The sequence below is a fragment of the Streptomyces antnestii genome, from assembly GCF_004005495.1.
In the GTDB taxonomy this organism is placed as follows: domain Bacteria; phylum Actinomycetota; class Actinomycetes; order Streptomycetales; family Streptomycetaceae; genus Streptomyces; species Streptomyces antnestii.
Genome location: NZ_RZYA01000039.1, coordinates 1 through 25364 on the forward strand (window position 1 = coordinate 1; position 25364 = coordinate 25364).

The window sequence follows — 25364 nt, forward strand, 5'->3', positions numbered from 1 at the left end:
GTTGAGTTCTCAAGGAACGGACGCTTCCTTTGTACTCACCCGAATCTCTTCGGGCTTTCCTCCGGGCAGTTTCCCTTCGGTCTTGCGTTTCCGACTCTATCAGATCTTTCCGATCCGATTTCCTCGGTGCCTTTCAGGTTTTCGCTCCGGCCTTTCGGCTTTCGCTTTTCCCTTTCCGGCGGTCCAAACACTATCAGGCATTTTCCGTTGTTCTGACCGTGAGCTTCTGCGGGCATGCAGAAGCCGATCAAAGCTAGGATCAGTCGTGATAGTTGCCGCTGAGCCACTGGGCACTCGACGGTGCCGCCTGGCCTCAAGCGGAAGCCCGACACTACATGGGGTGCGGGGCGGGCGCAAATCGTTTGCGTGCGTCCTCTACGCCAGTCAACCGGTACCTCTCATGGGGAACCGGGACTTTTTATGACTTACGCTTCTGAAACGGTACGCCGTCCAGGACAGGCAGTGACGGTGACCATCAATCTCCGCCCCTGGGAGGCTTGCCATGACCAGTGTGACGTCCCCGCTCGCCGGACGCGCCATTGGACTCTCCGCTGTTCCTGACCCGGTCTTCTCCGGTGCGATGGTCGGCCCCGGCACCGCCATCGACCCGTCGCGTGAGCCCTCGGAGGCTGTCGCGCCTGTGGACGGCATCGTCGTCTCTCTCCACCCGCACGCATATGTAGTAGTGGACGACCAGGGCCACGGCGTCCTGACGCACCTGGGCATTGACACCGTTCAGCTCAATGGCGAAGGCTTCGAGCTGCTCGTCAACAAGGGTGACACCGTGCAGCGCGGCCAGGCCATGGTGCGCTGGGACCCGGCCGCGGTCGAGGCCGCCGGCAAGTCCCCGATCTGCCCGATCGTGGCCCTCGAGGCCACCGCCGAATCCCTCTCCGGTGTTGTCGAGGACGGCGACGTCAAGTCCGGCGACGCGCTGTTCAGCTGGAAGTGACACGGCGCCGTCGCTGACGGCAGGCAGGTCAACCACCGCGGCGGCAGGGCCCGCCGCACTATCGGAGACGGTGAGATGGAGACAACGCTGCGAGGCGTCGGCGTGAGCCACGGTGTCGCGATCGGCGAGGTTCGGCACATGGGGACGGCGGTTCTCGAGCCGCCGGCCAAGCAGATACCGACGGAGGAGGCGGAGCGCGAGCAGGGGCGCGCCCGCCAGGCCGTGGAAGCGGTGGCGGCCGACCTGATCGCGCGCGGCAACCTGGCCGGTGGCGAGGCCCAGCACGTGCTCGAGGCCCAGGCCATGATGGCGCAGGACCCGGAACTCATGGCGGATGTCGAGCGTCGTATCGCGGTCGGCAGCACGGCCGAGCGTGCCGTGTACGACGCCTTCGCCTCCTACAGGGCGTTGCTGGCCGGTGCTGGTGAGTACCTCGCGGGTCGCGTGGCCGACCTGGACGACGTGAGGAACCGGATCGTGGCCCGGCTGCTCGGGGTTCCGATGCCAGGTGTTCCGGACAGCGACGAGCCGTACGTCCTGATCGCCCGGGACCTGGCTCCCGCTGACACGGCGCTGCTCGACCCGGCCCTCGTGCTCGGGTTCGTCACCGAGGAGGGCGGGCCGACCAGTCACAGCGCAATCCTGGCGCGTGCGCTCGGTGTGCCGGCCGTGGTCGCGCTGCCGGGTGCCTGTGAGCTCGCCGAGGGCGCGGTGATCGCCGTCGACGGCAGCACCGGTGACGTCTTCGTGGATCCGAGTCCGGAGAAGCGGGCCGCGCTTGAGGCCGCCGCCGCGGAGCGGAAGGCTGCGCTGGCCGCCTCGTCCGGTCCGGGTGCGACGTCCGACGGTCACAAGGTGCCGCTGCTGGCCAACGTCGGTGGTCCGGCCGATGTGCCGGCCGCGGTCGAGGCCGGGGCGGAGGGTGTCGGTCTGTTCCGTACCGAGTTCCTGTTCCTGGACGACAGCAGTCAGGCTCCTTCCGAGGAGAAGCAGGTCGAGGCGTACCGGAAGGTTCTCGAGGCGTTTCCCGAGGGCCGGGTCGTGGTGCGGGTGCTCGACGCCGGTGCGGACAAGCCGCTGGACTTCCTGACGCCGGCCGACGAGCCGAATCCCGCTCTGGGTGTGCGTGGTCTGCGGTCGCTGCTCGAGCACCCCGAGGTGCTGCGTACGCAGCTGACCGCGCTGGCCAAGGCGGCCGAGGGGCTGCCGGTGTACCTCGAGGTCATGGCGCCGATGGTCGCCGACCGTGCCGACGCCAAGGACTTCGCCGACGCGTGCCGTGAGGCGGGGCTGCAGGCGAAGTTCGGCGCGATGGTCGAGATTCCGTCGGCGGCTCTGCGGGCGCGCTCGATTCTTCAGGAGGTCGAGTTCCTTTCGCTGGGGACCAATGACCTCGCGCAGTACACGTTCGCCGCGGACCGGCAGGTCGGTGCGGTGTCCCGGCTTCAGGACCCGTGGCAGCCCGCGCTGCTCGACCTGGTCGCGCTGTCCGCGGACGCGGCGCGGGCCGAGGGCAAGAGCTGCGGTGTCTGCGGTGAGGCCGCGTCCGACCCGCTGCTGGCGTGTGTGCTGACCGGTCTGGGTGTCACCTCCCTTTCCATGGGTGCGGCGTCGATTCCGTATGTGCGGGCGACGCTCGGCAAGTACACGCTGGCGCAGTGCGAGCGTGCGGCGTCGGCCGCCCGTGCCTCGGACTCCGCCGAGGAGGCCCGTAAGGCCGCTCAGGCGGTGCTGTCCGGCGAGTAGCCGGTCGGCGGATCCAAGAGCTGGTTCGTTGTCGTGGGGCGCTTCACCTTCGTGGTGGGGCGCCCCGCGGTCGTCTCAGTGGACGTGGTGTCCTTCGGGGCCGGTGTCTCCGAGGTCGGGTGCGGCGCAGTAGTCGACGCCGGACTCGGGGGCGACGAGGTCGCCGGACTGGGCGTCGGTGCAGTAGGCGTCGAAGACTTCTGCGGCGGTGAGGGGCAGGAGTCGTTCGTCGCGCAGGCGCCAGCCCTGGACGCGGTCGTCCTTGTCCGGGGCGGTGGTGCGCAGGACGAGGCCGCCGGGGCTTCGGGTGGCGATGCCGAGGGCCAGGACGGTGGTGAGCTCGAGCGCTTCCCGCTCGTCGAGGTGGGCGGTGCCTTCGGTCCGGGTGTCGACGTGGAGTACCGACAGCAGCGTTTCCGCGTCGGTGGGGATGCTGCAGACGAGGTGGTGGGTGCCGGTGCCCGCGGTGTCGAGGACCCGTGTCAGGAGGTGGGAGGCGCGGGCGAAGGCGTCCCTTCCGATGTCCTGGCCGCAGGCCCCGCACGTACCGATCCTGGCGAGGACCGATGAGGCGTACTCCCAGGTGGCCTGTCGTACGGCCTCGTCGACGAGGTCGGGCAGGAGGTCGGCGAGGGGCTGTCCTTCGTAGGGGACGGTGATGCCCGTGCCGGCGAGGGCGGCGGTGAAGCGGGTGCGGCTGGTGGGGGTGTCCGGTTCCAGGCCTTCGTCCGCGCAGAACTCCGCGTATTCGTCGGGGTCGAAGAGGGCGACGCTGGTGTGTCCGCCCTGTGCGGCGAGGGAGCGCAGGAGGCTTTCCACCTGCTGGAGGTAGGTGTCGGGGTCGTGGAAGGTGAAGGTGCGGTAGCCCTTCATCGCCGTGAAGTCGCGTTCGTCGGCGAGGAGGCCGATGATTCCCGCGACTTCACGGCGCAGGACTCGTCGCATGCTGGTGTGCTCGGTGTGCGCCATGGTTCCCCCTGCGAGCTGTAGGTCAATGCTCACTCACAGTAATCGGCGGCACTGACAACGGCGGGGGACCGGGGCGGGTCAGGGGCGGTTGCGGGCGATGTCCTCGTAGAAGCGCAGGAGTTCGACGCTGTCGACCGAGCCGAGGTTGACCGCCTTTTCCAGCGGGGCGCCTTGGAGGAGGCGCTTGACGGGGACCTCGATGCGCTTGCCGGTGAGGGTGTGCGGGACGCCCGGGGCTTCGATGATCTCGTCGGGGACGTGGCGCGGGGATAGGTTCTCGCGGATGGTCTGCTTGATCCGTGCGCGGAGGTCGTCGTCGAGGACGGCGCCGGGTGCCAGGTGGACGAACAGGGGCATCCAGTAGCCGCCGTCCGGTTGTTCGAGGCCGATGACGAGGGATTCGCGGATTTCGGGGAGGCGTTCGACGGCCTCGTAGATGTCGGCCGAACCCATGCGGACGCCCTGGCGGTTCAGGGTGGAGTCGGACCGGCCGTGGATCACGACGGAGCCGCGGGAGGTGAGGGTGATCCAGTCGCCGTGCCGCCAGACGCCGGGGTAGGTGTCGAAGTAGCTGTCGTGGTAGCGGCTGCCGTCGGGGTCGTTCCAGAAGCGGATCGGCATGGAGGGCATGGGGCGGGTGACGACGAGTTCGCCGACCTCGTCGACGAGCGGTTTGCCCTGCGGGTCCCAGGACTGGAGGTCCGTGCCGAGGCAGGGGGCCTGGAGTTCGCCGATGTGGACGGGGAGGGTGGGGACGGCTCCGGCGAAGCAGGAACAGACGTCCGTGCCGCCGCTGACGGAGGCGATCCACAGGTCCTCACGGACCTCGTCGTGGAGCCAGCGGAAGCCGTCGGGCGGGAGCGGGGAGCCGGTGGTGGCGACGCACTTGACGCGGGACAGGTCGTGGTCGCGGGAGGGGTGTACGTCGGCTTTGGCGCAGGCCATGACGTAGGCGGCCGAGGTGCCGAAGAGGGTGGCGCCGGTGCGTTCGGCGACGGCCCATTGGGCGCCCGTGTCCGGATGGCCGGGGCTGCCGTCGTAGACGACGATCGTGGTGCCTGTGAGGAGGCCGGAGGCGAGGAAGTTCCACATCATCCAGCCGGTCGACGTGTACCAGAAGAAGCGGTCGCCGGGGCCGAGGTCGCAGTGCAGGCCGAGCTGTTTGAGGTGCTCGATCAGGATGCCGCCCTGGGACTGGACGATGGCCTTGGGGAGGCCGGTCGTGCCCGAGGAGTAGAGCACCCACAGGGGGTGGTCGAAGGGGACGGCTTCGAAGACGGGCTCCACGTCGGCGGAGGTGAGCTCCGACCAGGTGAGGGCGCCTTCGGGGGCTTCGGTGCCGAGCAGCGGGATGTGGACGACGGCGCGCAGGGTGGGCAGTTCGGCGCGGAGTTCGGCGACCGTGTCGCGACGGTCGTGTTCCTTGCCTCCGTAGCGGTAGCCGTCGACGGTGAACAGGACGACGGGTTCGACCTGCTGGAAGCGGTCGAGGACGCTGCGGGCGCCGAAGTCGGGGGCGCAGGACGTCCAGACTCCGCCGACGGCCGCGGTGGCGAGGAGGGCGACGATCGCTTCGGGGATGTTCGGCAGGTAGCCGCTGATCCGGTCTCCGGGGCGTACGCCGAGGGCGCGGAGTTCGGCGGCGAGTGAGCCGACCTGGCGCCGCAGTTCGGCCCAGGTCACGGGGCGCGGCTCGTGTGTCTCGTCGACGTGGAGGATGGCCGGGGTGTCCGCGCGCGCGGGGTCGGTGGCCGTGCGCAGGGCGTGTTCGGCGTAGTTCAGGGTGGCGCCGGGGAACCACTGGGCGCCGGGCATGGAGCGGTCACCGAGCACGCGCGCGTAGGGGGTGGTGAACCGGATGTCGAACCACTCGGCGACGGCCTTCCAGAAGGCTTCGAGGTCGGTCACCGACCAGTGGTGCAGGGCTTCGTAGCCGCCGTCGGCGGGGGCTCCGTGGTGCTCGGCGGCCCACGCCTGGAAGCGCGTGATCTCCGCTGCGGCGATGAATTCCTGGTCGGGCTTCCAGAGCGGCGTCGGATTCGCTGCGGACGGCATGGGGCGGCTCCCGTGAGGTACGCGTGGTGTGCGTCGGTCCCGCGCACGGGCCGATGTGTGCGCGTGACGCGGCTGACAGGGACGATGCCACGTGATCGACTTCCGCACCAGGTTGTCCTCCACATAGTCCGTGTCGTGAAGATGTGCTGCCACCACGGATGAACGGCAGTTGAACGACGCACCCGCGCGCGTGTGGCGGTGACAGGGTGAGCTGTATGAACGGTCGTGACCTGGTACGCGCGGTGAGGGCGGTCGGCTTGGTGGGTGCGGTCCAGGGTTTGCGGGCGGTGCGGTACGCGTGGCGCAGGAGGCGGGCCGACGCGGTGGGGCTGCGGCGCCGGCGGCCGGAGCGGGCCAGGGTGCCGGGCGCGGTGACGGGGGCCGAGCCGGCGCCGGGTGGTGGTGTCGTGCGTTTCGCGCGGTCCCGGCTGCGGATCACGGTGACGGTGACGGGTGCGGTGTTCTGGGGCTGGGACGGTGCGGACCCGGAGCCGTCGTACGCGCTCGGGGGTCCCTGTCCGGGGCCTGATCCGCGGGCCGTCCTGGAGCCGGACAAGGACGGCGGCTGGCGGGTGGTGTCCGAGCGGGTGACCGTCGTCGTGTCGCGGCACGGTGAGGTCGCGGTGTGCACTCCCGGTGGTGTGGTGCTGCGGAGGGATCTGCCGCCGCGCTGGTGGGAGCCGGTGGAGGGCGGTGAGGCGCGGTGGGTGCTGCGGTCCGAGGTGGCGGCCGACGCCCGGTTCTTCGGTCTGGGCGGCCGGGCCGCGGGACCTCGGCTGCGGGACGGCGCGTACCGGCTGTGGAACACGGATCCCGGGGGTTCGTTCGGGCCGGGCGACGATCCGCTGTACATCACGATGCCGGTGCAGATGGTGGTCGCCGACGCGGGCACTCATCTGGTGTTCCACGACAACTCGTGGGACGGGACGGTGACGCTGTCCGAGGGCGCGGAGGGTGCCGGTTCCGGGCACGACAGGGCGGGGACGTGCGAGGTCCGTGTGGAGGGCGGGCCGCTGCGCTGCTGGGTCATGGTGGGGACCCCCGCGCGCGTGCTGCGCGCGTGGGCGTCGCTGACCGGTGCGCCGGCGCTGCCGCCGTCGTGGGCGCTCGGGCACCATCACGCGCGGTGGGGTTTCGGCGGGGAGCGGGAGGTGCGGCGGATCGTCGCGGGCTACCGGGAGCGGGGGCTGCCGCTCGACGCGGTCCATCTGGACATCGAGCATTTCGATGCGTTCCAGGCGTTCACGGTCGACCGGGAGACGTACCCGGGGTTGCCGGGCCTGGCCGAGGATCTGCGCCGGGACGGTGTGCGGCTCGTGTCGATCGTCGATCCGGGGGTCAAGGCGTCGGCGGGGAACGCCGTGTACGACGCGGGTGAGTCCGTCGACGCGTTCGTGCGGGACGCGGCGGGGCGGCCGGTGCGGGGGGTGGTGTGGCCGGGTGAGTCGGTGTATCCGGACTTCACGGCGCGGGGGGTGCGCAAGTGGTGGGGCGGTCTGTACGAGGAGCGGCTGGCGCAGGGGTTCGCGGGGTTCTGGCACGACATGAACGAACCGGTGTCGTTCGCCGCGTTCGGTGATCCGACGCTGCCCCGCTCGGCGCGGCACTCCTTGGAGGGGCGGGGTGGGGATCACCGGGAGGCGCACAACGTGTACGGGCTGTGCATGGCGCGCGCCGGCTACGAGGGGCTGCGGGAACTGCGGCCCCAGGAGCGGCCGTTCCTGTTCTCGCGCTCCGGCTGGGCGGGGATGCAGCGCTACGGAGGGACGTGGTCGGGGGACGTGGCCACGGGGTGGCCGGGGCTGCGCGCGTCGTTGTCCCTGGTCCTTGGGCTCGGGCTGTGCGGTGTGCCGTATTCGGGGCCTGATGTGGGCGGGTTCGACGGGGATCCGTCTCCGGAGCTGTTTCTGCGGTGGTTCCAGCTGGGGGCGTATCTGCCGCTGTTCCGTACGCATGCGGCGCTGCGGGCGGGGCGGCGGGAGCCGTGGGAGTTCGGGGAGGAGGTGCTGGGGCACGCGCGCGTGGTGCTCGTGGAGCGCCGGCGGCTGCTGCCGTACTTCGTGACGCTGGCTCATCTGGCGCGGCGGACGGGCGCTCCTTATGTGCGGCCTGTGTGGTGGGGCTCTCCGGAGGACCGGGCGTTGCGGGACTGTGAGGACGCGTTCTTGTTGGGTGACTCCTTGTTGGTGGCTCCGGTCCTGGAGCCGGGTGCGGTCCGGCGGGCGGTGCGGCTGCCGCGCGGGCGGTGGTACGACGTGGTGAGCGGGAAGGCGTACGACGGGCCCGGGCAGGTTCTGCTGGACGCGCCGCTGTCCCGGGTGCCCGTCTTCGCGCGGGCGGGTGCGGTGATTCCCGTACGGGGCGCGGACGGTGGGTTGTCTCTGGAGGTGTGGGCTCCCGCGAAGGGGCGGACGGGCGGTGGCCTGGTCGTGCCGGATGCCGGGGACGGCTGGGAGGCGGCGGAGGTCCAGCGCTATGTGTCGCGGTGGCGCGCGGGGCGTGTGGTGGTCGAGCGGGAGACCGGGGGTGGGCCGGTCGAGCCCGCGTACCCGGTGCGGATCCGCGGGCTGTGAGCTGTCGGGGAGCTCGGTGTGTTCCGGCGCACGGTGCGCGTCAGACGTAGCGGCCCTCGAACCAGGCGCGGACGGCCAGGGTGTGGAGGGGGAAGGCGAGTTCGGCCGGGCGGCGCAGGAGGTGCCAGCCGTCGGTCTCGTCCGTGGTGGCGGGTTCGGGGAGTTCGGCGGCCGGGCGTTCGGGGAGGAGGCCGAACAGGAGCAGGTGCCCGTCGGGGGCGCTCATGGCGTCGGCGAGGCGGACGTCGCGGCTCGCCGCCTCGATGCCCGTCTCCTCCTTGAGTTCACGGACGACGGCGTCGCGCCAGTCCTCCTTGTGGTCGACGAACCCGCCGGGCAGGGCGACTCCCCCGCGCGCGGGGGCGATGGTCCGGGTGATGACGACGAGTGCGGAGCCACGGCTGTCGTAGACGGCCTGGAGGGCGATCGCGACCGGCAGGGGGTTGCGGTAGATCACGGTGGCGCAGGCCTGGCACGTGCGCGGCCAGGCCGCGACGTCGGGTCCGTAGGCGGTTCCGCAGCTCGAACAGTGGCTATCCGGAACGGGGTTGGTTATGTGGTGGGGTGCTGACACGCCGCGGACTGTATCCGATCGGGTCGCGCCGGTCTTCCCTGGCCGCCCTTGGTCCTGATAGATGCAGGTTCATGACACGAACCTCAACCGCCGTACGCAGACTCGCCACCGCCGCTGCCGCCGCGCTCCTGTGGACGGCCACCGGCCCGACCGTCGCCCAGGCGAAGCCCGAGCCCAAGGCTCCTCAGGAGTTCGTGGCGCTGCGCGACGTCGACCGGACGATCATCCAGGAGATCCGCTACATCACGCCGCACAACTTCGTCGGGGCCCCTGTCGACGGCTACGAGAAGCCGATGTGCATCCTCACGCGTCCCGCCGCGCAGGCGCTGCACAAGGCGCAGACGGGGCTCCTGAAGCGGGGTTACTCGCTGAAGGTGTACGACTGTTACCGGCCGCAGCGGGCGGTGGACCACTTCGTGCGGTGGGCCGAGGACCTCGGCGATCAGCGCATGAAGGCGGAGTTCTATCCGCAGGTCGACAAGACGCGGCTGTTCGCGGACGGTTACATCGCGGAGAAGTCGGGGCACAGCCGGGGCTCCACGCTCGATCTGACGGTCGTGAAGCTGCCCGCAGCGGCCACGCGCGCGTACGTCCCCGGTGAGCGGCTGGCGCCCTGCTACGGGCCGCAGAAGGAGCGCTTCCCCGACAACTCCGTCGACATGGGTACGGGGTTCGACTGCTTCGACACGCTCGCGCACACCGACGATCCGCGGATCAAGGGTGCACAGCGCGCCAACCGTGACCTCCTCCGGGGCGCCCTGGCGGAGCAGGGCTTCGTGAACCTGCCCGAGGAGTGGTGGCACTTCACGTACAAGCCGGAGCTGTTCCCGGACACGTACTTCGACTTCCCGGTCTCGCGGCGTTCCCTGAGCGGGCGGGCCGTGACACACTCCTGACGGTCCATCAGATCCGCTGGGGTTCTGGTGGCGTCGTCGGATTCAGTGCGGGAGGGGTCTTGTCGCGTACGCGCACACCTGTCGTGGCCGATTGGTTCACCGGGGAGGGAGAGGACTTCCGTCTGCTGGGCACGCGCTGCTCGGCCTGCGCCTCGGTCTTCTTCCCCTGCGAGGACTCCTTCTGCCGCAACCCCGGCTGCGCCGGAGGGGAGCTGGTCGCCGCGCCGCTCTCCCGGCGCGGCCGGGTCTGGTCGTACACCGACAGCCGGTACCGGCCCCCGGCACCGTATGTGTCGGATCCGGAACTTCCGTGGCAGCCCTACACGTTGATCGCTGTGGAGCTGGCGGCGGAGCGCCTGGTGGTGCTCGGGCAGGCGGTTCCGGGGACATCCGTGGACGATCTCGAGGTCGGCATGGAGGTGGAGGTCGTGCCCGGCGTGCTCGACGAGGACGGGGACACGACCTGGACGACATGGCACTGGCGGCCGACGGGGGTGACGGCATGACGGACGACGTGGCGGTGCTCGGGGCGGGCATGCACCCCTGGGGCAAGTGGGGGCGCAGCTTCGTCGAGTACGGGACGGTGGCGGCGCGGGCGGCGCTCGCCGACGCCGGGCTCGACTGGCGTGACGTGGACTCGATCGTGGGCGCCGACACGGTGCGCGGCGGGTACCCGGGCTACGTGGCGGGCGCGACGTTCGCGAAGGCACTGGGCTGGCAGGGCGCGCGGGTCACGAGCGTGTACGCGGCGTGCGCCTCGGGCGCCCAGGCGGTCGGCACGGCGCGCGCGCAGATCCTCGCGGGGCTCGCCGACGTGGTGCTCGTGGTGGGCGCGGACGCGGCGCCCAAGGGGTTCTTCCGGCCGGCGGGCGGTGACCGGCAGGACGATCCGGACTGGCTGCGGTTCCGGGTGCTCGGCGCGACCAACCCGACGTACTTCGGTCTGTACGCGCGCCGCCGGATGGCCGTCCACGGGGACTCGCTGGAGGACTTCGCGCAGGTCAAGGTGAAGAACGCGGCGGCGGGGGCGCTCAATCCGAACGCGCGGTACCGCAAGGTGGTGACCGCCGAGGATGTGGCCGCCTCGGCGGTCGTCGCCGATCCGCTGCGCCTGCTCGACATCTGCGCCACGTCCGACGGGGCGGCCGCGCTGGTGCTCTGCGGGATGGACTTCGCGCGCCGCCACGGCGTGCCCGACCCGGTGCGGATACGCGCGGTGTCGACGGTCACGCCGACGTATCCGAACACGGTGCTCGACCTGCCCGACATCGCCACCGACTCGGCCGTGGCCGTCGAGCCGGCCGGCGTCGGCTTCCGCGCCTCCATCGCGCGCGCCGCGTACGAGGAGGCCGGGATCGGTCCGGACGAGCTCTCGCTCGCGGAGGTGTACGACCTGTCGACCGCCCTGGAGCTCCAGTGGTACGAGGATCTGGGACTGTGCGGCGAGGGCGAGGCCGCGAAGCTCCTGAGGGAGGGGGCGACGGCGCCCGGCGGTCGTATACCCGTGAACTCCAGCGGCGGGCTCGCGTCCTTCGGGGAGGCTGTTCCCGCGCAGGCGATCGCCCAGGTCTGCGAGTTGACGTGGCAGCTGCGCGGCACGGCCGGTGACCGGCAGGTGGCGGGTGCCCGCGCGGGTATCACGGCGAACCAGGGGCTGTTCGGGCACGGCTCGTCCGTGATTGCGGTCCGCTGACCGGCCGGAAGATCCGTACGCTGCGTGTTCGGCCGGAAAGGATGCGTGAACAGCTCATGAACTGCGCCTGGGAGTGCGCCGGGAGCGTCATCATGCTTCCGTGCCTTCCTGGACGGACGCTCTCCGTTTCGCCTTTCAGCCGGTCGTCAATCTGACGACCGGAGCCGTGGCGGCCCTGGAGATACTGGCCCGACCGGAGGCTGGGGACGTGCTGGCGCAGGCCCGGCGCGACCCGGAACTCGACGGCCGGCTCGCCGCGCTCGCCGTGCGCGCGGCGGCGCAGCGGGAGACGCTGCTGCCGCTGCACGTCAACGTGTTCGCCGGGACGGTGGCTGATCTCGGTGGTCTCGCCGCGCTGCGGGAGGCCGTGCGGGACGTGGGGCGGTTGCCGTGGGAGGTGACGGTCGACGTCGGTCCCCCGTTCACCCACGTGCCGCACCGGGCGCTCCTGGAGGGCGTCGCGGCGCTCCGCGCGGAGGGCTTCCGGGTCTGTGCGGACGGCGTCGGGGACGGCGACGTACCGCTGCGCCTCCTTGTCGATCTGGCGCCGGATCTCGTGAAGCTCGATCCGTCGACGCTGTCGCGGGCCGCGTCCGTGCGCGCGATGCGGACGCTGTGCGAGGGCATGGGCGCGCTGCTCGCCGTCGAGGGCGTGGAGACGGAACTGCAGTGTGCCGCCGCGCGGGAGGCCGGGGCCCAGCTGGCGCAGGGCGACCTGTTCGCGCCGCCCTCGCGGCTGCCGGCGGCCGATGTGTATGTGCCGGCGCTCTCCGCCCCGGTGGCGTCGCCGCCGCCTTCGGGGCCGCCGGTGCGCCAGTTCGTGCGGCCCGCCGCGCTGCTGCCCGCCTCCGCGTCGGCGGGGCGCGTACGCGCGCTGCTCACCGGGTCGCCCGACGTGTCCGGCGTGCTCCTGGTGGACGCGGCGGGCGCGCCGGTGCGTTCGGTGCAACGGGACCGCTTCCTGCTGTCGCTGTCGGGCCGTTACGGGCACGCGCTCTACGCCGACCGGCCTGCCGCGCGCCACGGTGACCGGCCGCGCACGGTGGGCGTCGACGCCACCGCGTGGGAGGTTCTCGACGTACTCGCGGACGGTGAGCGCAGCCGTACGGCGGACGACGTGGCCGTCGTGGACGGGCGGGGGCGGTGCGTGGGCATCGTGCGCCTCGCCGATCTGGTGCGCGCCCTCGCCGAGAGCCGGGTCGAGGAGGCCGCCGCGCTCAATCCGCTGACGCGGCTGCCCGGTTCGGACGCCATCACGGGTGAGGTGGACCGGCGGATCGCGCAGGGGCGCGGGTTCGCGCTGAGCTGGCTGGACATCGACGGGTTCAAACAGGTCAACGACGGCGCGGGGTTCGCGGCGGGTGACGAGCTGATCCGTGAGGTGGGCCGGTCGCTGGAGCGGGCCGCGTCGGGCGCGACCAGGGTCGGTCACATCGGGGGCGACGACTTCCTGGTCCTGGCCGATCCGGACGGGCTCGACCTGCTGGCGTCCGCGGTCCTCGACGTGCCCTGGGCGGCGGGCGGCCGGCCCGTCTCCCTGTCGCTCGCCACGGTGCTGTGCGCGGCGGGCAGCGTCGCCGACCACCGGCAGGCGGCCGCGTCCCTGGCTCCGCTCAAGAAGGCCGCCAAGGCGCTGCCCGGGGCGAGTTGGGTCATCGGCCGCTCGGGGGCGCCGGGCCACGAGGTGCGGCGCGGGGCGCGCGCGTCCGCGTCGTACGGGGCGGCGCGGACGGGAACGGGGCGGCACGCGGAAGCGGAGTCGGGCCGGGCGGCGGGCTGATCCGGGGGTGGCGTGCCGCAGGACGATCCGGGCATGGCCTGCCGCGTACGGGTGCGGTCAACCGTTCCCGTCCACGACCTTGACGCTCCATCACAGCCGGTGAAAACTTCCCGCTGTCCGGGAACGTCTGCCGCGGGCGCGGGGCGGGGCGCGGGATCCCCTCGCCGTCGGCCGCAGCAGTCGGAACCAGCCATGGAACACGCACCCTGCACCGAGAACCGGGGCGTAGCGCTCCGGGCGAGGGCCTAGGAGCCGCCATGAGCAATGGAGACATCTTCATCGGTGAGGTCATCGGCACGGCGATCCTGATTCTGTTCGGCGCCGGCGTCTGCGCCGCGGTCACGCTCAGACACTCCAAGGCGAGAGCCTCGGGCTGGGTCGTCATCGCGTTCGGCTGGGGCTTCGGCGTCCTGGCCGGGGCGTACACCGCGGCGCCGCTGTCCGGTGGGCAGCTCAACCCCGCGGTGACGATCGGTATCGCCGTGGACACCGGCAAGTGGGACAAGGTCTGGATCTATCTGCTCGGGCAGATGGTCGGCGCGATGCTGGGCGCCGTACTGGCCTATCTCGTCTATCTGGCGCAGTTCAACGCCAACGTCGCCTCGGGGTCCGGCGAGGGCGGGGCGGACGAGGACGGGCCCACCCCGACGCTCGGGATCTTCTCCACGATCCCGGAGATCGACAACCCCGTCGCCAACCTGATCACGGAGATCATCGCGACCGTCGCCCTCGTGCTGCCCGTCCTGGCGTTCGGGCTGACGAAGGGGCTCGGCGAGTCCGGCACGCAGGTGCTGATCGTCGCGCTCCTCGTCGTCGGCATCGGTCTCTCGCTCGGCGGGCCCACGGGTTACGCCATCAACCCGGCGCGCGACCTCGGTCCGCGCATCGTGCACACGTTCCTGCCGATCCCCAACAAGGGGACGTCCGGCTGGAGTTACGCGATCATCCCGGTGGCCGGGCCGCTGATCGGCGGCGCGCTGGCGGGGGTCATCTACAACGCGGCGTTCTGACCGCGGCCGCTGAGCCGCCACGTCGCTCTCACGTCCCCCACCGCGGGGACCTCGGACGAAGGGGAGTCACATGCCCGACAACAATGTGAAACACGTCGCCGCCATCGACCAGGGGACCACGTCGAGCCGCTGCATCATCTTCAACCACGCGGGCGAGATCGTCGCCGTGGACCAGCGCGAACACCGGCAGATCTTCCCGAGGCCCGGCTGGGTGGAGCACGACGCCACGGAGATCTGGTCCAAGGTGCAGGCCGTGGTCGCGGGCGCGATCGCCAAGGCGGGACTGCGGGCCGGCGACCTCAGCGCGCTCGGCATCACCAACCAGCGCGAGACGACGGTCCTGTGGGACCGGGCCACCGGCCGGCCGGTACACAACGCGATCGTCTGGCAGGACACCCGTACCTCCGCCCTGTGCAACGAACTGGGTGGGACGGACGGGCAGGACCGTTTCCGCGAGCAGACGGGTCTGCCGCTCGCGAGCTATTTCTCGGGGCCCAAGGCGGCCTGGCTGCTCGACAACGTGCCGGGGCTCCGGGCCCGCGCCGAACGGGGCGAGATCGCGTTCGGCACCATCGACTCCTGGCTCATCTGGAACCTCACGGGCGGCACGGACGGCGGCGTGCACGTCACCGACGTCACGAACGCGGGCCGCACCATGCTGATGAACCTGGAGACCCTGCAGTGGGACCCGGCGATCCTGTCGGCGATGAACGTGCCGGAGGCGATGCTTCCGGAGATCAGGTCGTCGGCCGAGGTCTACGGGACGGCCGTCGGCCAGCTGTCGGGCGTACCGGTCGCATCCGCGCTCGGCGACCAGCAGGCGGCGATTTTCGGACAGGCCTGCTACGACACGGGGACGGCCAAGAACACGTACGGAACGGGCAGCTTCCTGCTGCTCAACACCGGTAACCGGCCCGTGCCGTCGAAGAACGGGCTGCTCACCACGATGGGGTACAAGATCGGCTCCGAGGCGGCCGTGTACTGCCTCGAAGGGTCGATCGCGATCACCGGGGCCCTCGTGCAGTGGTTCCGTGACCAGCTGGGGATCATCCGCTCGGCCGACGAGATCGAGACGCTCGCGGCGAGCGTGGACGACAACGGCGGCGCCTACATCGTGCCCGCGTTCTCGGGCCTGTTCGCGCCGTACTGGCGCTCGGACGCGCGGGGTGTGGTCACGGGCCTGACGCGGTACGTCACCAAGGCGCATCTGGCGCGGGCGGTCCTGGAGGCGACGAGCTGGCAGACGCGCGAGGTCGTCGACGCGATGTACCAGGACTCCGGGGTGCAGATCACGACGCTGAAGGTCGACGGCGGCATGACCAAGAACAACCTCCTGATGCAGCATCAGGCGGACGTCCTCGGGGTGCCGGTGATCAGGCCGCGGGTGTCGGAGACGACCTGCCTGGGCGCCGCGTACGCCGCCGGGCTCGCGACCGGGGTGTGGAACGACCTGGACGAGCTCAAGGCGCACTGGCAGCGCGACGCGGAGTGGACGCCGGGCGTGGACGGCGGGACGCGTGAGCGCGAGTACCGCAACTGGCGCAAGGCCGTGGAGAAGAGCTTCGGCTGGCACGACGACGAGGCGTGAAGGACGGCTCGCGCCTCTGGTGAGCGGCGCGTGGTCCTGGTGAGGGCCACGCGCGCGCGTGGACGACGGTCCGCACCCCGGTCGGCGAGGGTGCGGGCCGTTCCCCTGTCCTCGGTCAGCGCGCGGGCGGTTCAGGTGGTGGCCGGCTGGCGGCGGCGCGCGCCCAGGGCCATCGCGTGTTCGACGACGCCGATGAGGACCTCCTTGACGGTCTCCTTCTCGCGCGCGTCACACATCAGGACGGGCGTGCCGGGGTCGAGATCGAGGGCCTGGCGGACGGCGTCGGCCGGGTGACGGGCCGAACCGTCGAAGCAGTTGACGCCGACGACGAAGGGTATGGAGCGTCGTTCGAAGTAGTCGACGGCGGCGAAGCAGTCCTCCAGGCGGCGGGTGTCGGCGAGGACGACCGCACCGAGGGCCCCGGTCGCCAGCTCGTCCCACAGGAACCAGAAACGGTCCTGCCCCGGGGTGCCGAACAGATAGAGCACCAGGTCCTCGCGGAGCGTGATCCGGCCGAAGTCCATGGCGACGGTGGTGGTGTGCTTGGCCTCGACGCCCCGGGTGTTGTCGAGCGGGCGGCCGGCCTCGCTGAGCAGTTCCTCGGTGCGCAGGGGCTTGATCTCGCTGACCGCTCCGACGAGCGTCGTCTTGCCCACGCCGAATCCGCCGGCCACGAGGATCTTGAGCGTGACGGGCTCCACGGGGGCCTTGCCGCGCTCAGAACGCCCGAAGATCATGGGTCTCTTCTCCTGCCTCACTGCTGTCGCTGTGGTCGTTCCCGGCGGGCGGCGGCGGACCGTATCCGCCGCCTCCGGGGGTTTCGATGACGAGTACGTCGCCGGGGAGCACGTCCGCCGAGTCGCTGCCGGCCAGGCGGGTGACCGTGCCGTCGGCGTGCTCCACGGAGTTGGCGCCCAGGGCTCCCTGACCGCCGCCCGCCATGCCGTACGGCGGGACCCTGCGGTGCTGCGAGAGGGTGGACACGGTCATGGGCTCGCGGAAGCGGATGCGGCGGACGGCGCCGTCACCGCCGTGCCACCGTCCCGGCCCGCCGCTGCCGTGCCGCACCGCGAACTCCTCGAGCAGGACGGGCAGTCGCCACTCCAGGACCTCGGGGTCGGTGAGGCGCGAGTTGGTCATGTGGGTCTGTACGACGGGCGCGCCGTGGAAGCCGTCACCGGCTCCGGAACCGGAGGCGACGGTCTCGTAGTACTGGTGGTTCTCGTTGCCGAAGGTCACGTTGTTCATGGTCCCGGAGCCCTCGGCCTGGACCCCCAGGGCCGCGTAGAGGGCGCCCGTGATGGCCTGCGAGGTCTCCACGTTGCCGGCGACGACGGCGGCGGGCGGCTCGGGGGCGAGGAAGGAGCCAGGCGGGACGATGATGCGCAGGGGGCGCAGACAGCCGTCGTTGAGGGGGATGTCGTCGTCCACGAGGGTGCGGAAGACGTACAGGACGGCCGCGTTGACGACGGCGAAGGGCGCGTTGAAGTTGGTGGCGAGCTGGGGTGAGGTGCCGGTGAAGTCGACGGTCGCGGAGCGGTTTTCGCGGTCCACGCGCACGCGTACGCGGATGACGGCGCCCGAGTCGGTCTCGTAGGCGAACTGACCGTCCTGTAGTGCGTCGATGACTCGGCGCACGGCTTCTTCGGCGTTGTCCTGGACGTGCTTCATGTAGGCCTGGACGACGTCGAGCCCGAAGTTCTCGATCATGCGGGCGACTTCGTCGACGCCCTTCTGGTTGGCGGCGATCTGGGCGCGCAGGTCGGCGAGGTTGGTCCGCGGGTTGCGGGACGGGTAGGGGCCGCCGGTGAGCAGGCCCAGGGTCTCCGTCTCGCGGAAGCGGCCCCCTTCGACGAGCAGCCAGTTGTCGAAGAGAACGCCTTCCTCGTCGATGGTGCGGCTGCCCGCCGGCATGGAGCCCGGGGCGATCCCGCCGATCTCGGCGTGGTGGCCGCGCGAGGCGACGTAGAACAGGATCCGGTCACCCTCCGTGTCGAACACCGGGGTGATGACGGTGACGTCGGGCAGGTGCGTGCCGCCGTGGTACGGGTCGTTGACGGCGTAGGTGTCGCCCGGCCGCATGGAGGTGCCCCGGCGGCGGATGACCTCCTTGACGCTGGTCCCCATGGAGCCCAAGTGGACCGGGATGTGGGGTGCGTTGGCGACGAGGCTGCCGTCCGGGTCGAAGAGCGCACAGGAGAAGTCCAGGCGCTCCTTGATGTTGACCGACTGGGAGGTGGACTCCAGGCGGGCGCCCATCTGTTCGGCGATCGACATGAAGAGGTTGTTGAAGACTTCGAGCAGGACGGGGTCGGCCGCGGTGCCGATGTCGGAACTCTCCGTGACCGCCGCGCGTTCCATGATCAGGTGGCCGTCGTCCGTCACGGCCGCCCGCCAGCCGTCGTCGACGACCGTCGTGGACCCGGACTCGGCGATGATCGCGGGTCCGGCGACGCTCTCGCCGGGCGGCAGTTCGTCGCGCCGGTGCAGGGGCACGTCGCGCCAGGTGCCGCCCGTGTGGAGGCGGACGGTCTCCGGGGCGGAGGGCGTGGCCGCGCGCGGTGCGAGGGCGGACAGATCGGGGGGTTCGGTGAGGCCGGTGGCTTCGACGGAGAGGGCTTCGACGACGAGAGGGCGGTCGAGGGTGAAGGAGTAGGTGGCGCGATGGCGTTCTTCGAAGGCGGCGCGCATCGCGTCGGGGTCGGTGAGTTCCACGGTCAGCGTGGTGTCCGTGCCGTCGTAGCGGAGCTGGGCCCGGCGGGTGACACGGATGCGGTCCTCGGGCACGTTCTCGGCGAGGAGTTCGGCGCGGGCCGCGCCCTCCAGATCGTCGGCGGTCGTCCTGACGTGCGGCATGGAGGATGGTTCGAGGGGCACCTCGACGGACTGCTCGCGCATGGCGGTGGTGTCGGCGAGCCCGATCCCGAGCGCGGACAGGACGCCTGCCATGGGCGGTACGAGGACGGTGCGGATGCCCAGCGAGTCCGCGACCCGGCACGCGTGCTGTCCGCCCGCCCCGCCGAACGTGGTGAGGGCGTAGCGCGTGACGTCGTGGCCCTTCTGGACGGAGATCCGCTTCACGGCGTTGGCGATGTTGGCGACGGCGATCTGCAGATAGCCCTCGGCGACCTGCTCGGGGGTGCGGTCGTCGCCGGTGCGGTCGCGGATCTCGTGGGCGAGCGCGGCGAACCGCTCGCGGACGAGGGCGTCGTCCAGGGGCAGGTCCCCTCCTGGGCCGAACACCCGCGGGAAGTGCGCGGGTTGGATGCGTCCGAGGGCCAGGTTGGCGTCGGTGACGGTGAGCGGGCCGCCGCCGCGGTAGCAGGCGGGCCCCGGGTCGGCGCCCGCGGAGTCGGGGCCCACGCGGTAGCGGCTGCCGTCGAAGTGGAGGACGGAGCCGCCGCCGGCCGCGACGGTGTGGATGTCCAGCATGGGCGCGCGCAGGCGCACACCGGCGATCTGTGTGGTGAAGACGCGCTCGTACTCCCCCGCGTAGTGCGACACGTCCGTCGACGTGCCGCCCATGTCGAAGCCGATGACGCGGTCGAAGCCGGCCAGGCGGGACACGCGCGCCATGCCGACGATGCCGCCCGCGGGTCCGGACAGGACGGCGTCCTTGCCGCGGAACTGTCCGGCCTCGGCGAGCCCGCCGTTCGACTGCATGAACATCAGGCGTACGCCGTCGAGTTGGTCCGCCACTTGGCGGACGTAGCGGCGCAGGACCGGCGACAGGTAGGCGTCGACGACCGTCGTGTCCCCGCGCGGGACGATCTTCATCAGGGGGCTGACCTCGCTGGAGAGCGAGATCTGGTCGAAGCCGATCCGGGCGGCGACGGCGCCGGCCTGCCGTTCGTGGGCGGGATGCAGATGGCTGTGCATCAGGACGACGGCGAGGGACCTGATCCCGTCGTCGTACGCCTCCCGCAGCGACTCTTCGAGCGCGTCGGTGTCGAGCGGGGTGAGGACGTGGCCGTGGGCGTCGATGCGCTCGTCGGCCTCGATGACCCGTTCGTGGAGCAGCTCGGGCAGTTCGATGCGGCGGGCGAAGATGTGGGGCCTGTTCTGGTAGGCGATGCGCAGGGCGTCGCGGAAGCCCCGGGTGACGACGAGGGCGGTGCGCTCGCCCTTGCGTTCGAGGAGGGCGTTGGTGGCGACGGTGGTGCCCATGCGGACGGAATCGACGCGCTCCCTCACCGATGCGCCCTCGCTCCGCGATGCGCGCTCGCTTCCCGATGCAGCGGCCTCACTCCCCGATTCGGCCTGGGCGCCGAGGAGTTCACGGATCGCGGCGACGGCGGGGTCGCGGTAGCGGGCGGGATTGTCGGACAGCAGCTTGTGGGTGAACAGGCGTCCGTCAGGACGGCGGGCGACCACGTCGGTGAACGTGCCGCCTCGGTCGATCCAGAACTGCCAGCCTGTCACGCGCGTCTCCGTTGTTCGCACCGCTGCTCGCCCGGTTCCCACCCCCGTGTGTGGCCTCGGTGTGCGCCCGGGTCAGAGCGCCCTGAGGCCGTTGATCACGTCGCGCAGAATACTCTCGTCCGGGAGTTCGGCGGGGGGCACCGGACGAGTCACGTGGACGAGTTCCTCGTCGACGAGGTCTCCGATGAGGACGCGTACGACGCCGATGGGAAGGTCGAGTTCCGCGGCGAGTTCGGCCACCGACTGAGGGCTGGCACGGCACAGGCCGACGATGTCCACGTGCTCCGGGGACAACGTCTGGTCGGCGCCGGGGTCGCCGCTGCGGTGTTCGGCGACGACGAGCGCGATCAGGTCGAGGCGATGCTGGGCCGCGCTGGTGGTGCGGCCGCGTGTCATGGCGTACGGGCGTACCACCGGTCCGGCGTCGTCGTCGAACCAGTGATGCGTCTCGGTCTCCTGCGTCCCCTCCCCGTCCGGGCTCATGACGGGCCGTTACCCGCCGGCGGAGAGATCGGTGCGCGGAGCAGTCCCCAGGTGCACGCCGACCCGCTTGACCAGCAAGGTCATCTCGTAGGCGACGAGACCGACGTCGGAGTCCGCGTCCGACAGGACGGCGAGGCAGCTGCCGTCGCCGGCCGCCGTGACGAAGAGGAACGCCTCGTCCAGCTCCACGACGGTCTGGCGGACGCTGCCGGCCTCGAAGTGCCGGCCCACCCCCTTGGCCAGAGAGTGGAAGCCGGAGGCGACGGCGGCGAGGTGCTCGCTGTCCTCCCGGGTCAGGTCCTGCGAGACCCCGGTCGGCAGGCCGTCCCCGGAGAGCACGAGCGCCTTGCGGATACTGGCGACGCGCTCCACCAGGTCGTCCAGGAGCCAGTTCAGCTCGCCGGAACCCCCGTTCGCGGTGGTGTGTGCGGCGGCCTTCGGTGCGGTCATCGACCGTCCCCCTCAGATGTCGTTCCTTGTGCTGTGCCGTCGGAGGCGTCGTCGCCTGCGGCGTTCTCCTCGCGGCCGCGGCGCCAGCCCCGCTGGAGCGAGGCCATCTTGCTGCGGACCTCGTCGGCGTCGCGCTCGGCGGGGCGGTCCGAGTGGTTGGTCCCCTCCCGCTCCGCGGCACGGTCGGCGCGCAGGTCGGGTCCTTCCTTGAGCTGCGGGGCGAGGCTGGCCTGCCGCACGCGGCGGGGCAGGCCGCCCGGTGCGGGGGCGTCGCCCCGTGCGGGAGCGTCGGGCGCCGGTCCGGGCGTGGTGTCGCGCAGCGGCTCGGGGCCGCGCGCGGGCGCGGCGTCCTGCGGGGCCTCGGGGCGGGTACGCCGGCGGGGCAGGTCCGGTGCGGGCGCCGTGGTGAGACGGCGTTCGCGGGGTCCTTCCGGAGCGTTGCGTTCGCGGGGTTCCTCCGGAGCGGCCGGGCGGTACGCGTTCCCGTCGGCTTCCGGGGTCGCGGACTCGGGGGAGCCGCCGTCCACGTCGGCGGGCTGCGCCTCCGTGCCGCGGCTGTCCGGTTCGCCGGGCCTCGTATGGGTGACGGGCCTGCCGTGCGAGCTGACGAGTTTGGGCGCTCGGCGGCGCGGCAGCGGCACGGGCCCGTCGGCCGCGCCGGGGCCGGCCGCCGGGGTCGGCCCGGCCCGGTCCTCGAACTCGTCGCGCGCGTGCTGGTGCTGCTCCCCGGGGAGTCCGCCGGGCCTGCGGCGCGGCCGGAAGAGACCGCCGCGCTCACTGTCCTCGTCCTCGAGTGCCCCGGGGAAGGCTCCGAGGTCCGCCGACGCCAGGGGCGCCTCCAGCTCCACGGGGCCGTCCAGGAGGGACGCGGGCAGGTTCGGGAGCGTGCCGCCCGCCGTGGAGAGCTTCGGGGGGCGCGTGCCGGGGGCCTCGGCGCGTCCGGACCTGTTCGGACGGTCGAGACGGAAGCCGACGCCCTCGGTGTCGGGGGCGTCGGTGAGCAGCGCGTCCGGGATGAAGACGACCGCGGTCGTGCCGCCGTACGGGGACTGCTGGAGCGAGACGCGGACGTTCTGGCGCTGGGCGAGCCGGCTGACCACGAAGAGGCCGAGCCGGTCGGTGTCGGAGAGTTCGAACTCGGGTGTCTCGGCGAGGCGCAGGTTGGCGTCGAGTAGCGCCTCGGCGGCCATGCCGAGGCCGCGGTCGTGGATCTCCAGGGTGAAGCCGTTCGCGACCTGCTCGCCGACGACCTGCACCGCGGTGTGCGGCGGCGAGAACACCGTGGCGTTCTCGAGGAGTTCGGCCACGAGGTGGGTGAGGTCGGCGACGGCCGGGCCGGTGACGGCGATGCGGGCGAGGCGGCGCACCTCGATGCGCTCGTAGTCCTCCACCTCGGCGACCGAGGCCCGGACGATGTCCATGAGCTGGACGGGCCTGCGCCACTGGCGGGACGGGGCGGCGCCGGAGAGGATCACCAGGCCCTCCGCGTGCCGCCGCATGCGCGTGGTCAGGTGGTCGAGCCGGAACAGGTCGGCGAGTTCGTCGGTGTCCTCGGTCCTGCGCTCCATCGTGTCGAGCAGGGTGAGCTGCTTGTGCAGGAGCACCTGACTGCGCCGGGCGAGGTTGACGAAGACCTCGGAGACGCCGTGGCGCAGTTCGGCCTGCTTCACGGCGGCCTCCACCGCGGAGCGCTGGAGGGTGTTCAGCGCCTGGCCGACCTGACCGATCTCGTTCCTGTCGTATGCGAGTCGGGGGGCCTCGGTCTCCACGTCGACGCGTTCGCCGGCCGCGAGGCGGCGCATCACGCTGGGCAGCCGGACGCCGGAGGCCTCGTGGGCCTCCAGGCGCAGCCGCCGCAGGTCCCGGATGAGGCCACGGCCGATGCGGACGGACAGGAACAGCGAGAGCAGCACGGCGATCAGTCCGAGCACGCCGGCGATCCCGGCCTGCAGGAAGATGTCGATCGCGATGGGGCGCGCCCGTTCCACATAACGCTCGGCGGCGGCCGTTTCGCGCTTGGAGAGTTCGGTGAGCACCTGGCTCGCGGAGTCGTTCCACGCGCGCGTGGTGACTCCCGTGGGCGTACCCGCCGGGGAGTCGGCGAGCGTGTTCTCCGCCGTCCGCAGGGCCGCGGTGTCGGCGCTCTTCCAGTAGCGCTCGAATCCGGCGCGGTCGTCGTCGGGCAGCAGCGCGAGATTGGTCTCGTACAGGATGCCGCGCTGTGCGACGAGGTCGGAGACCTGGCGCACCTCCTTGTGCGTGATCCTGCCGGCGACGAGCGCCGAGCCGACCAGCGCGTCCTCGCGGGAGAGCAGTTCACGCGCGCGCATCACGCCGATCAGGGCGCGGCCCTGGCGGTCCATCGTCGAGTTGTCGAAGGAGCTGAGCGTGAGCAGGAAGGAGAACGCCGGGTCGATGAGACGGTTGTAGAAGTCGAGGGCCTGTTCGCGCGTGACGGTGCCCTCGTCGACGTTCCGGCGCAGGGACTCGATGCCGTCGAAGCCCTCGACGACGGTGGTGATGTGCCGCAGGGAGTCGTGGCTCATGTCGCCGCGGACACCTGTGCTCTCGGCCTTCGCCTTGATCCGGGCCATGGCCTCGTCGGAGGCGCTGCGGCGGCTGCGCAGCTTGGAGAGGGCGTCCGAGGCCCGTGGATCGGCCAGATAGACGAGGGTCTGGCGCCGCTCCTCCTGGAGGACGTGGCCGACGTCGGCGAGCGGGTAACCGATCTCGTCGGCGACCTTGCCCGAAGACAGCAATTGGCTCGCGGCGCGGCCCGTGATCACCGTGGAGAAGGCCCAGATGGCGGTCAGGGACACCAGCGGCACCAGGAGCAACGCCACGATCTTCCGGCGGATGGACTTCCCGCGAAAGCGCATGGCCTCCCCCAGATCGACCCCTGTGGCCAGGGGTACACATGTGCGGCAACAAACGGCGCGAGCCTACTACTGACGCACGAGCAACTCGAAGGGCTGTCCGGATGCTGTCCGGTGGCAGGTGGAGGGGGACGTCCCCATGTGTCCGGTCATTGCGGGAGATTGCATCCCGCGATGGAGCGATCGGATTCCGGCATCATCCGTCCTCACACGGGCGGCAGTTGGCCGGAATCGATCGCTCCGGCCGCGAGCCGGGAGTTGCCCCCGCGATGAAGGGAATCTTTCGGCGCCGCCGTACGTCCTTCCTCACGGGAGATACGTGACGCGGCACGCACGGCGTGACCGGGCAGCGTAAAGCGGCGCAATCCGGGCAGCCATCGGAGAGCCCCGAGTGCGGGAGCACTCAGGGGCGGCGGGCTGCGACGGCGGTGGGGAGTGACGAACTGATGGGCACGGCAGAGCGGCGCGGGGAGTTGTGGGTCGAGGAGCCGGAAGGCCGGCGCAGAATGCCGGACCCGGTGCGGACGGCGGCGGTACGGGCGGTGCTGATCGTCGCGCTGACGCTGATGCAGGCGGTGATCGCGTTCCTGTGCACCGTCGCCGACTCCTGGCTGGCCTTCCCGATGGTGCTGAGCAGCGTGGGAAGCACGGTCGTGGCCACGTGGGCGGTCCTGGACGTCTGGGTCACCCGACAGGTGTGGCACCAGCGCAACGGCGTGGTGTCCGCGCCCAACAGCACGGCGCGGCAGCTGCGCAGAGAGCGGCGCCGGGCCCGCCGGCAGGCCCGCGCGGAGGGCCGTCCGGCCCCGGAGCGCATACGGAGGCGCGGCAGGGCCGGGCAGTTGACGCACTCGTAGCCGTACGGCATCTGCACATACGTAGCCGTACAGCGCCTGCGCATACGTAGTGGACGCCTACGTGGTCACCGCTGGCTGGTCTCCGCCAACTGGTCGCCGCATACGTACTCCACGCAGGCCCAGCGGTACGGGTGCGGCATGCGGCGCACCTAGCGCATACCTAGCCCACCGGTACCTCCGTACCTCCGCACGCGCGCGCGTCCGCATAGGTACGGCGCGCCGAGTGCGCCGCCGGTCACGGGAAGCCGAACCGGCGGCGGGCGTCCGCGTGGGGCACCTATGGGGTACCTACGCGCTGCGCAGCGCGGGGTAGAGCGGGTGCTTGTCGGCGAGAGCCTTGACGCGGGTCTTGAGGGCTTCGGCGTCGTAGGACGGCTTGAGTGTCTCGGCGATGATGTCGGCGACCTCGGTGAAGTCCTCGGCCTCAAAGCCGCGGGTGG

At 71.5% G+C, this 25364-nt stretch carries 19 protein-coding genes and 1 pseudogene; 11 read left to right on the top strand and 9 right to left on the bottom strand.

Translation table 11 applies throughout. The annotated features are described in order from the left end of the window. From EOT10_RS42520 to ptsP, 3 genes are all read left to right on the top strand, one after another. On the top strand, positions 1-216 hold a 216-nt coding region (locus EOT10_RS42520), incomplete at its 5' end, for a hypothetical protein (RefSeq protein ID WP_223281522.1). Positions 217-502: 286 nt separating this feature from the next. Continuing rightward, complete coding sequence (locus EOT10_RS40325; RefSeq protein WP_127833342.1) at positions 503-952, top strand: PTS sugar transporter subunit IIA; 450 nt, start codon at positions 503-505, stop codon at positions 950-952. Positions 953-1027: 75 nt separating this feature from the next. Continuing rightward, positions 1028-2698, top strand: a complete 1671-nt coding sequence (gene ptsP / locus EOT10_RS40330) for a phosphoenolpyruvate--protein phosphotransferase (RefSeq protein ID WP_127833343.1) — start codon at positions 1028-1030, stop codon at positions 2696-2698. A 75-nt stretch (positions 2699-2773) separates the two neighbouring features. Here the strand turns inward: ptsP and EOT10_RS40335 are convergent, their stop codons facing one another. Next, positions 2774-3667, bottom strand: a complete 894-nt coding sequence (locus EOT10_RS40335; protein WP_127833344.1) for a DUF8829 domain-containing protein — start codon at positions 3665-3667, stop codon at positions 2774-2776. A gap of 78 nt (positions 3668-3745) precedes the next feature. Then, on the bottom strand, positions 3746-5722 hold the full coding sequence (locus EOT10_RS40340; protein ID WP_127833345.1) for an acetoacetate--CoA ligase: 1977 nt from the start codon (positions 5720-5722) through the stop codon (positions 3746-3748). A 215-nt stretch (positions 5723-5937) separates the two neighbouring features. Here EOT10_RS40340 and EOT10_RS40345 point away from each other — a divergent pair, with 215 nt between their 5' ends. Beyond that, positions 5938-8295, top strand: a complete 2358-nt coding sequence (locus EOT10_RS40345; protein WP_127833346.1) for a glycoside hydrolase family 31 protein — start codon at positions 5938-5940, stop codon at positions 8293-8295. Positions 8296-8335: 40 nt separating this feature from the next. Here EOT10_RS40345 and EOT10_RS40350 read toward each other — a convergent pair whose 3' ends face one another. Beyond that, on the bottom strand, positions 8336-8869 hold the full coding sequence (locus EOT10_RS40350; RefSeq protein ID WP_127833347.1) for an NUDIX domain-containing protein: 534 nt from the start codon (positions 8867-8869) through the stop codon (positions 8336-8338). 71 nt (positions 8870-8940) lie between these two features. Between EOT10_RS40350 and EOT10_RS40355 the strand changes: the two genes are divergently transcribed. The 6 genes from EOT10_RS40355 (at position 8941) to glpK (ending at position 15836) form a co-directional block, all read left to right on the top strand. Further along, positions 8941-9765: a M15 family metallopeptidase gene (locus EOT10_RS40355; protein ID WP_127833348.1), complete on the top strand. Its 825-nt coding sequence runs from the start codon at positions 8941-8943 to the stop codon at positions 9763-9765. A 59-nt stretch (positions 9766-9824) separates the two neighbouring features. Continuing rightward, positions 9825-10271 carry a Zn-ribbon domain-containing OB-fold protein gene (locus EOT10_RS40360; RefSeq protein WP_127833349.1) on the top strand — a complete coding sequence of 149 codons (447 nt, stop codon included), beginning with the start codon at positions 9825-9827 and terminating at the stop codon, positions 10269-10271. Then, positions 10268-11458 carry a lipid-transfer protein gene (locus EOT10_RS40365; protein ID WP_127833359.1) on the top strand — a complete coding sequence of 397 codons (1191 nt, stop codon included), beginning with the start codon at positions 10268-10270 and terminating at the stop codon, positions 11456-11458. The genes EOT10_RS40360 and EOT10_RS40365 overlap by 4 nt, the downstream gene beginning before the upstream one ends. Positions 11459-11558: 100 nt before the next feature. Beyond that, positions 11559-13238 (top strand): GGDEF domain-containing protein, encoded by a 1680-nt coding sequence (locus EOT10_RS40370; protein ID WP_127833350.1) that lies wholly within the window; start codon positions 11559-11561, stop codon positions 13236-13238. Between the two features lie 257 nt (positions 13239-13495). After that, positions 13496-14248 carry an MIP/aquaporin family protein gene (locus EOT10_RS40375; RefSeq protein WP_127833351.1) on the top strand — a complete coding sequence of 251 codons (753 nt, stop codon included), beginning with the start codon at positions 13496-13498 and terminating at the stop codon, positions 14246-14248. A 70-nt stretch (positions 14249-14318) separates the two neighbouring features. Next, positions 14319-15836, top strand: coding sequence for a glycerol kinase GlpK (gene glpK, locus EOT10_RS40380; protein WP_127833352.1), 1518 nt, complete (start codon positions 14319-14321; stop codon positions 15834-15836). 131 nt (positions 15837-15967) lie between these two features. Here glpK and EOT10_RS40385 read toward each other — a convergent pair whose 3' ends face one another. The 5 genes from EOT10_RS40385 to EOT10_RS40405 all read right to left on the bottom strand — a co-directional run bounded on the left by EOT10_RS40385 (position 15968) and on the right by EOT10_RS40405 (position 24070). Next, positions 15968-16573 carry a GTP-binding protein gene (locus EOT10_RS40385; protein WP_127833353.1) on the bottom strand — a complete coding sequence of 202 codons (606 nt, stop codon included), beginning with the start codon at positions 16571-16573 and terminating at the stop codon, positions 15968-15970. Then, positions 16554-20258: a hydantoinase B/oxoprolinase family protein gene (locus EOT10_RS40390; RefSeq protein ID WP_127833354.1), complete on the bottom strand. Its 3705-nt coding sequence runs from the start codon at positions 20256-20258 to the stop codon at positions 16554-16556. Before EOT10_RS40390 ends, EOT10_RS40385 begins: the two co-directional genes overlap by 20 nt. Positions 20259-20330: 72 nt before the next feature. Further along, a complete protein-coding gene (locus EOT10_RS40395; protein ID WP_127833355.1) occupies positions 20331-20741 on the bottom strand; it encodes a DUF742 domain-containing protein in 411 nt (136 codons plus the stop codon). A gap of 9 nt (positions 20742-20750) precedes the next feature. Beyond that, on the bottom strand, positions 20751-21191 hold the full coding sequence (locus EOT10_RS40400) for a roadblock/LC7 domain-containing protein (protein ID WP_127833356.1): 441 nt from the start codon (positions 21189-21191) through the stop codon (positions 20751-20753). Continuing rightward, positions 21188-24070, bottom strand: a complete 2883-nt coding sequence (locus tag EOT10_RS40405) for a nitrate- and nitrite sensing domain-containing protein (RefSeq protein WP_127833357.1) — start codon at positions 24068-24070, stop codon at positions 21188-21190. Before EOT10_RS40405 ends, EOT10_RS40400 begins: the two co-directional genes overlap by 4 nt. A 425-nt stretch (positions 24071-24495) precedes the next feature. On the opposite strand from EOT10_RS40405, the gene EOT10_RS40410 reads away from it, so the two are divergent. Next, a complete protein-coding gene (locus EOT10_RS40410; RefSeq protein ID WP_127833358.1) occupies positions 24496-24924 on the top strand; it encodes a hypothetical protein in 429 nt (142 codons plus the stop codon). A 288-nt stretch (positions 24925-25212) separates the two neighbouring features. Here the strand turns inward: EOT10_RS40410 and EOT10_RS40415 are convergent. Further along, positions 25213-25364 (bottom strand): annotated as a pseudogene (locus EOT10_RS40415) (serine hydroxymethyltransferase); the annotation flags it as partial.

What these genes read in the sequence shown, in the direction of transcription:
- EOT10_RS40365 (WP_127833359.1), top strand. Translation starts at nt 10,268, where the DNA reads ATGACGGACGACGTGGCGGTGCTCGGGGCGGGCATGCACCCCTGGGGC.
- EOT10_RS40375 (WP_127833351.1), top strand. Translation starts at nt 13,496, where the DNA reads ATGAGCAATGGAGACATCTTCATCGGTGAGGTCATCGGCACGGCGATC.
- EOT10_RS40340 (WP_127833345.1), bottom strand. Translation starts at nt 5,722, where the DNA reads ATGCCGTCCGCAGCGAATCCGACGCCGCTCTGGAAGCCCGACCAGGAA.
- EOT10_RS40405 (WP_127833357.1), bottom strand. Translation starts at nt 24,070, where the DNA reads ATGCGCTTTCGCGGGAAGTCCATCCGCCGGAAGATCGTGGCGTTGCTC.
- EOT10_RS40395 (WP_127833355.1), bottom strand. Translation starts at nt 20,741, where the DNA reads ATGAGCCCGGACGGGGAGGGGACGCAGGAGACCGAGACGCATCACTGG.
- EOT10_RS40400 (WP_127833356.1), bottom strand. Translation starts at nt 21,191, where the DNA reads ATGACCGCACCGAAGGCCGCCGCACACACCACCGCGAACGGGGGTTCC.
- EOT10_RS40325 (WP_127833342.1), top strand. Translation starts at nt 503, where the DNA reads ATGACCAGTGTGACGTCCCCGCTCGCCGGACGCGCCATTGGACTCTCC.
- EOT10_RS40345 (WP_127833346.1), top strand. Translation starts at nt 5,938, where the DNA reads ATGAACGGTCGTGACCTGGTACGCGCGGTGAGGGCGGTCGGCTTGGTG.
- ptsP (WP_127833343.1), top strand. Translation starts at nt 1,028, where the DNA reads ATGGAGACAACGCTGCGAGGCGTCGGCGTGAGCCACGGTGTCGCGATC.
- EOT10_RS40335 (WP_127833344.1), bottom strand. Translation starts at nt 3,667, where the DNA reads ATGGCGCACACCGAGCACACCAGCATGCGACGAGTCCTGCGCCGTGAA.
- glpK (WP_127833352.1), top strand. Translation starts at nt 14,319, where the DNA reads ATGCCCGACAACAATGTGAAACACGTCGCCGCCATCGACCAGGGGACC.
- EOT10_RS40355 (WP_127833348.1), top strand. Translation starts at nt 8,941, where the DNA reads ATGACACGAACCTCAACCGCCGTACGCAGACTCGCCACCGCCGCTGCC.
- EOT10_RS40385 (WP_127833353.1), bottom strand. Translation starts at nt 16,573, where the DNA reads ATGATCTTCGGGCGTTCTGAGCGCGGCAAGGCCCCCGTGGAGCCCGTC.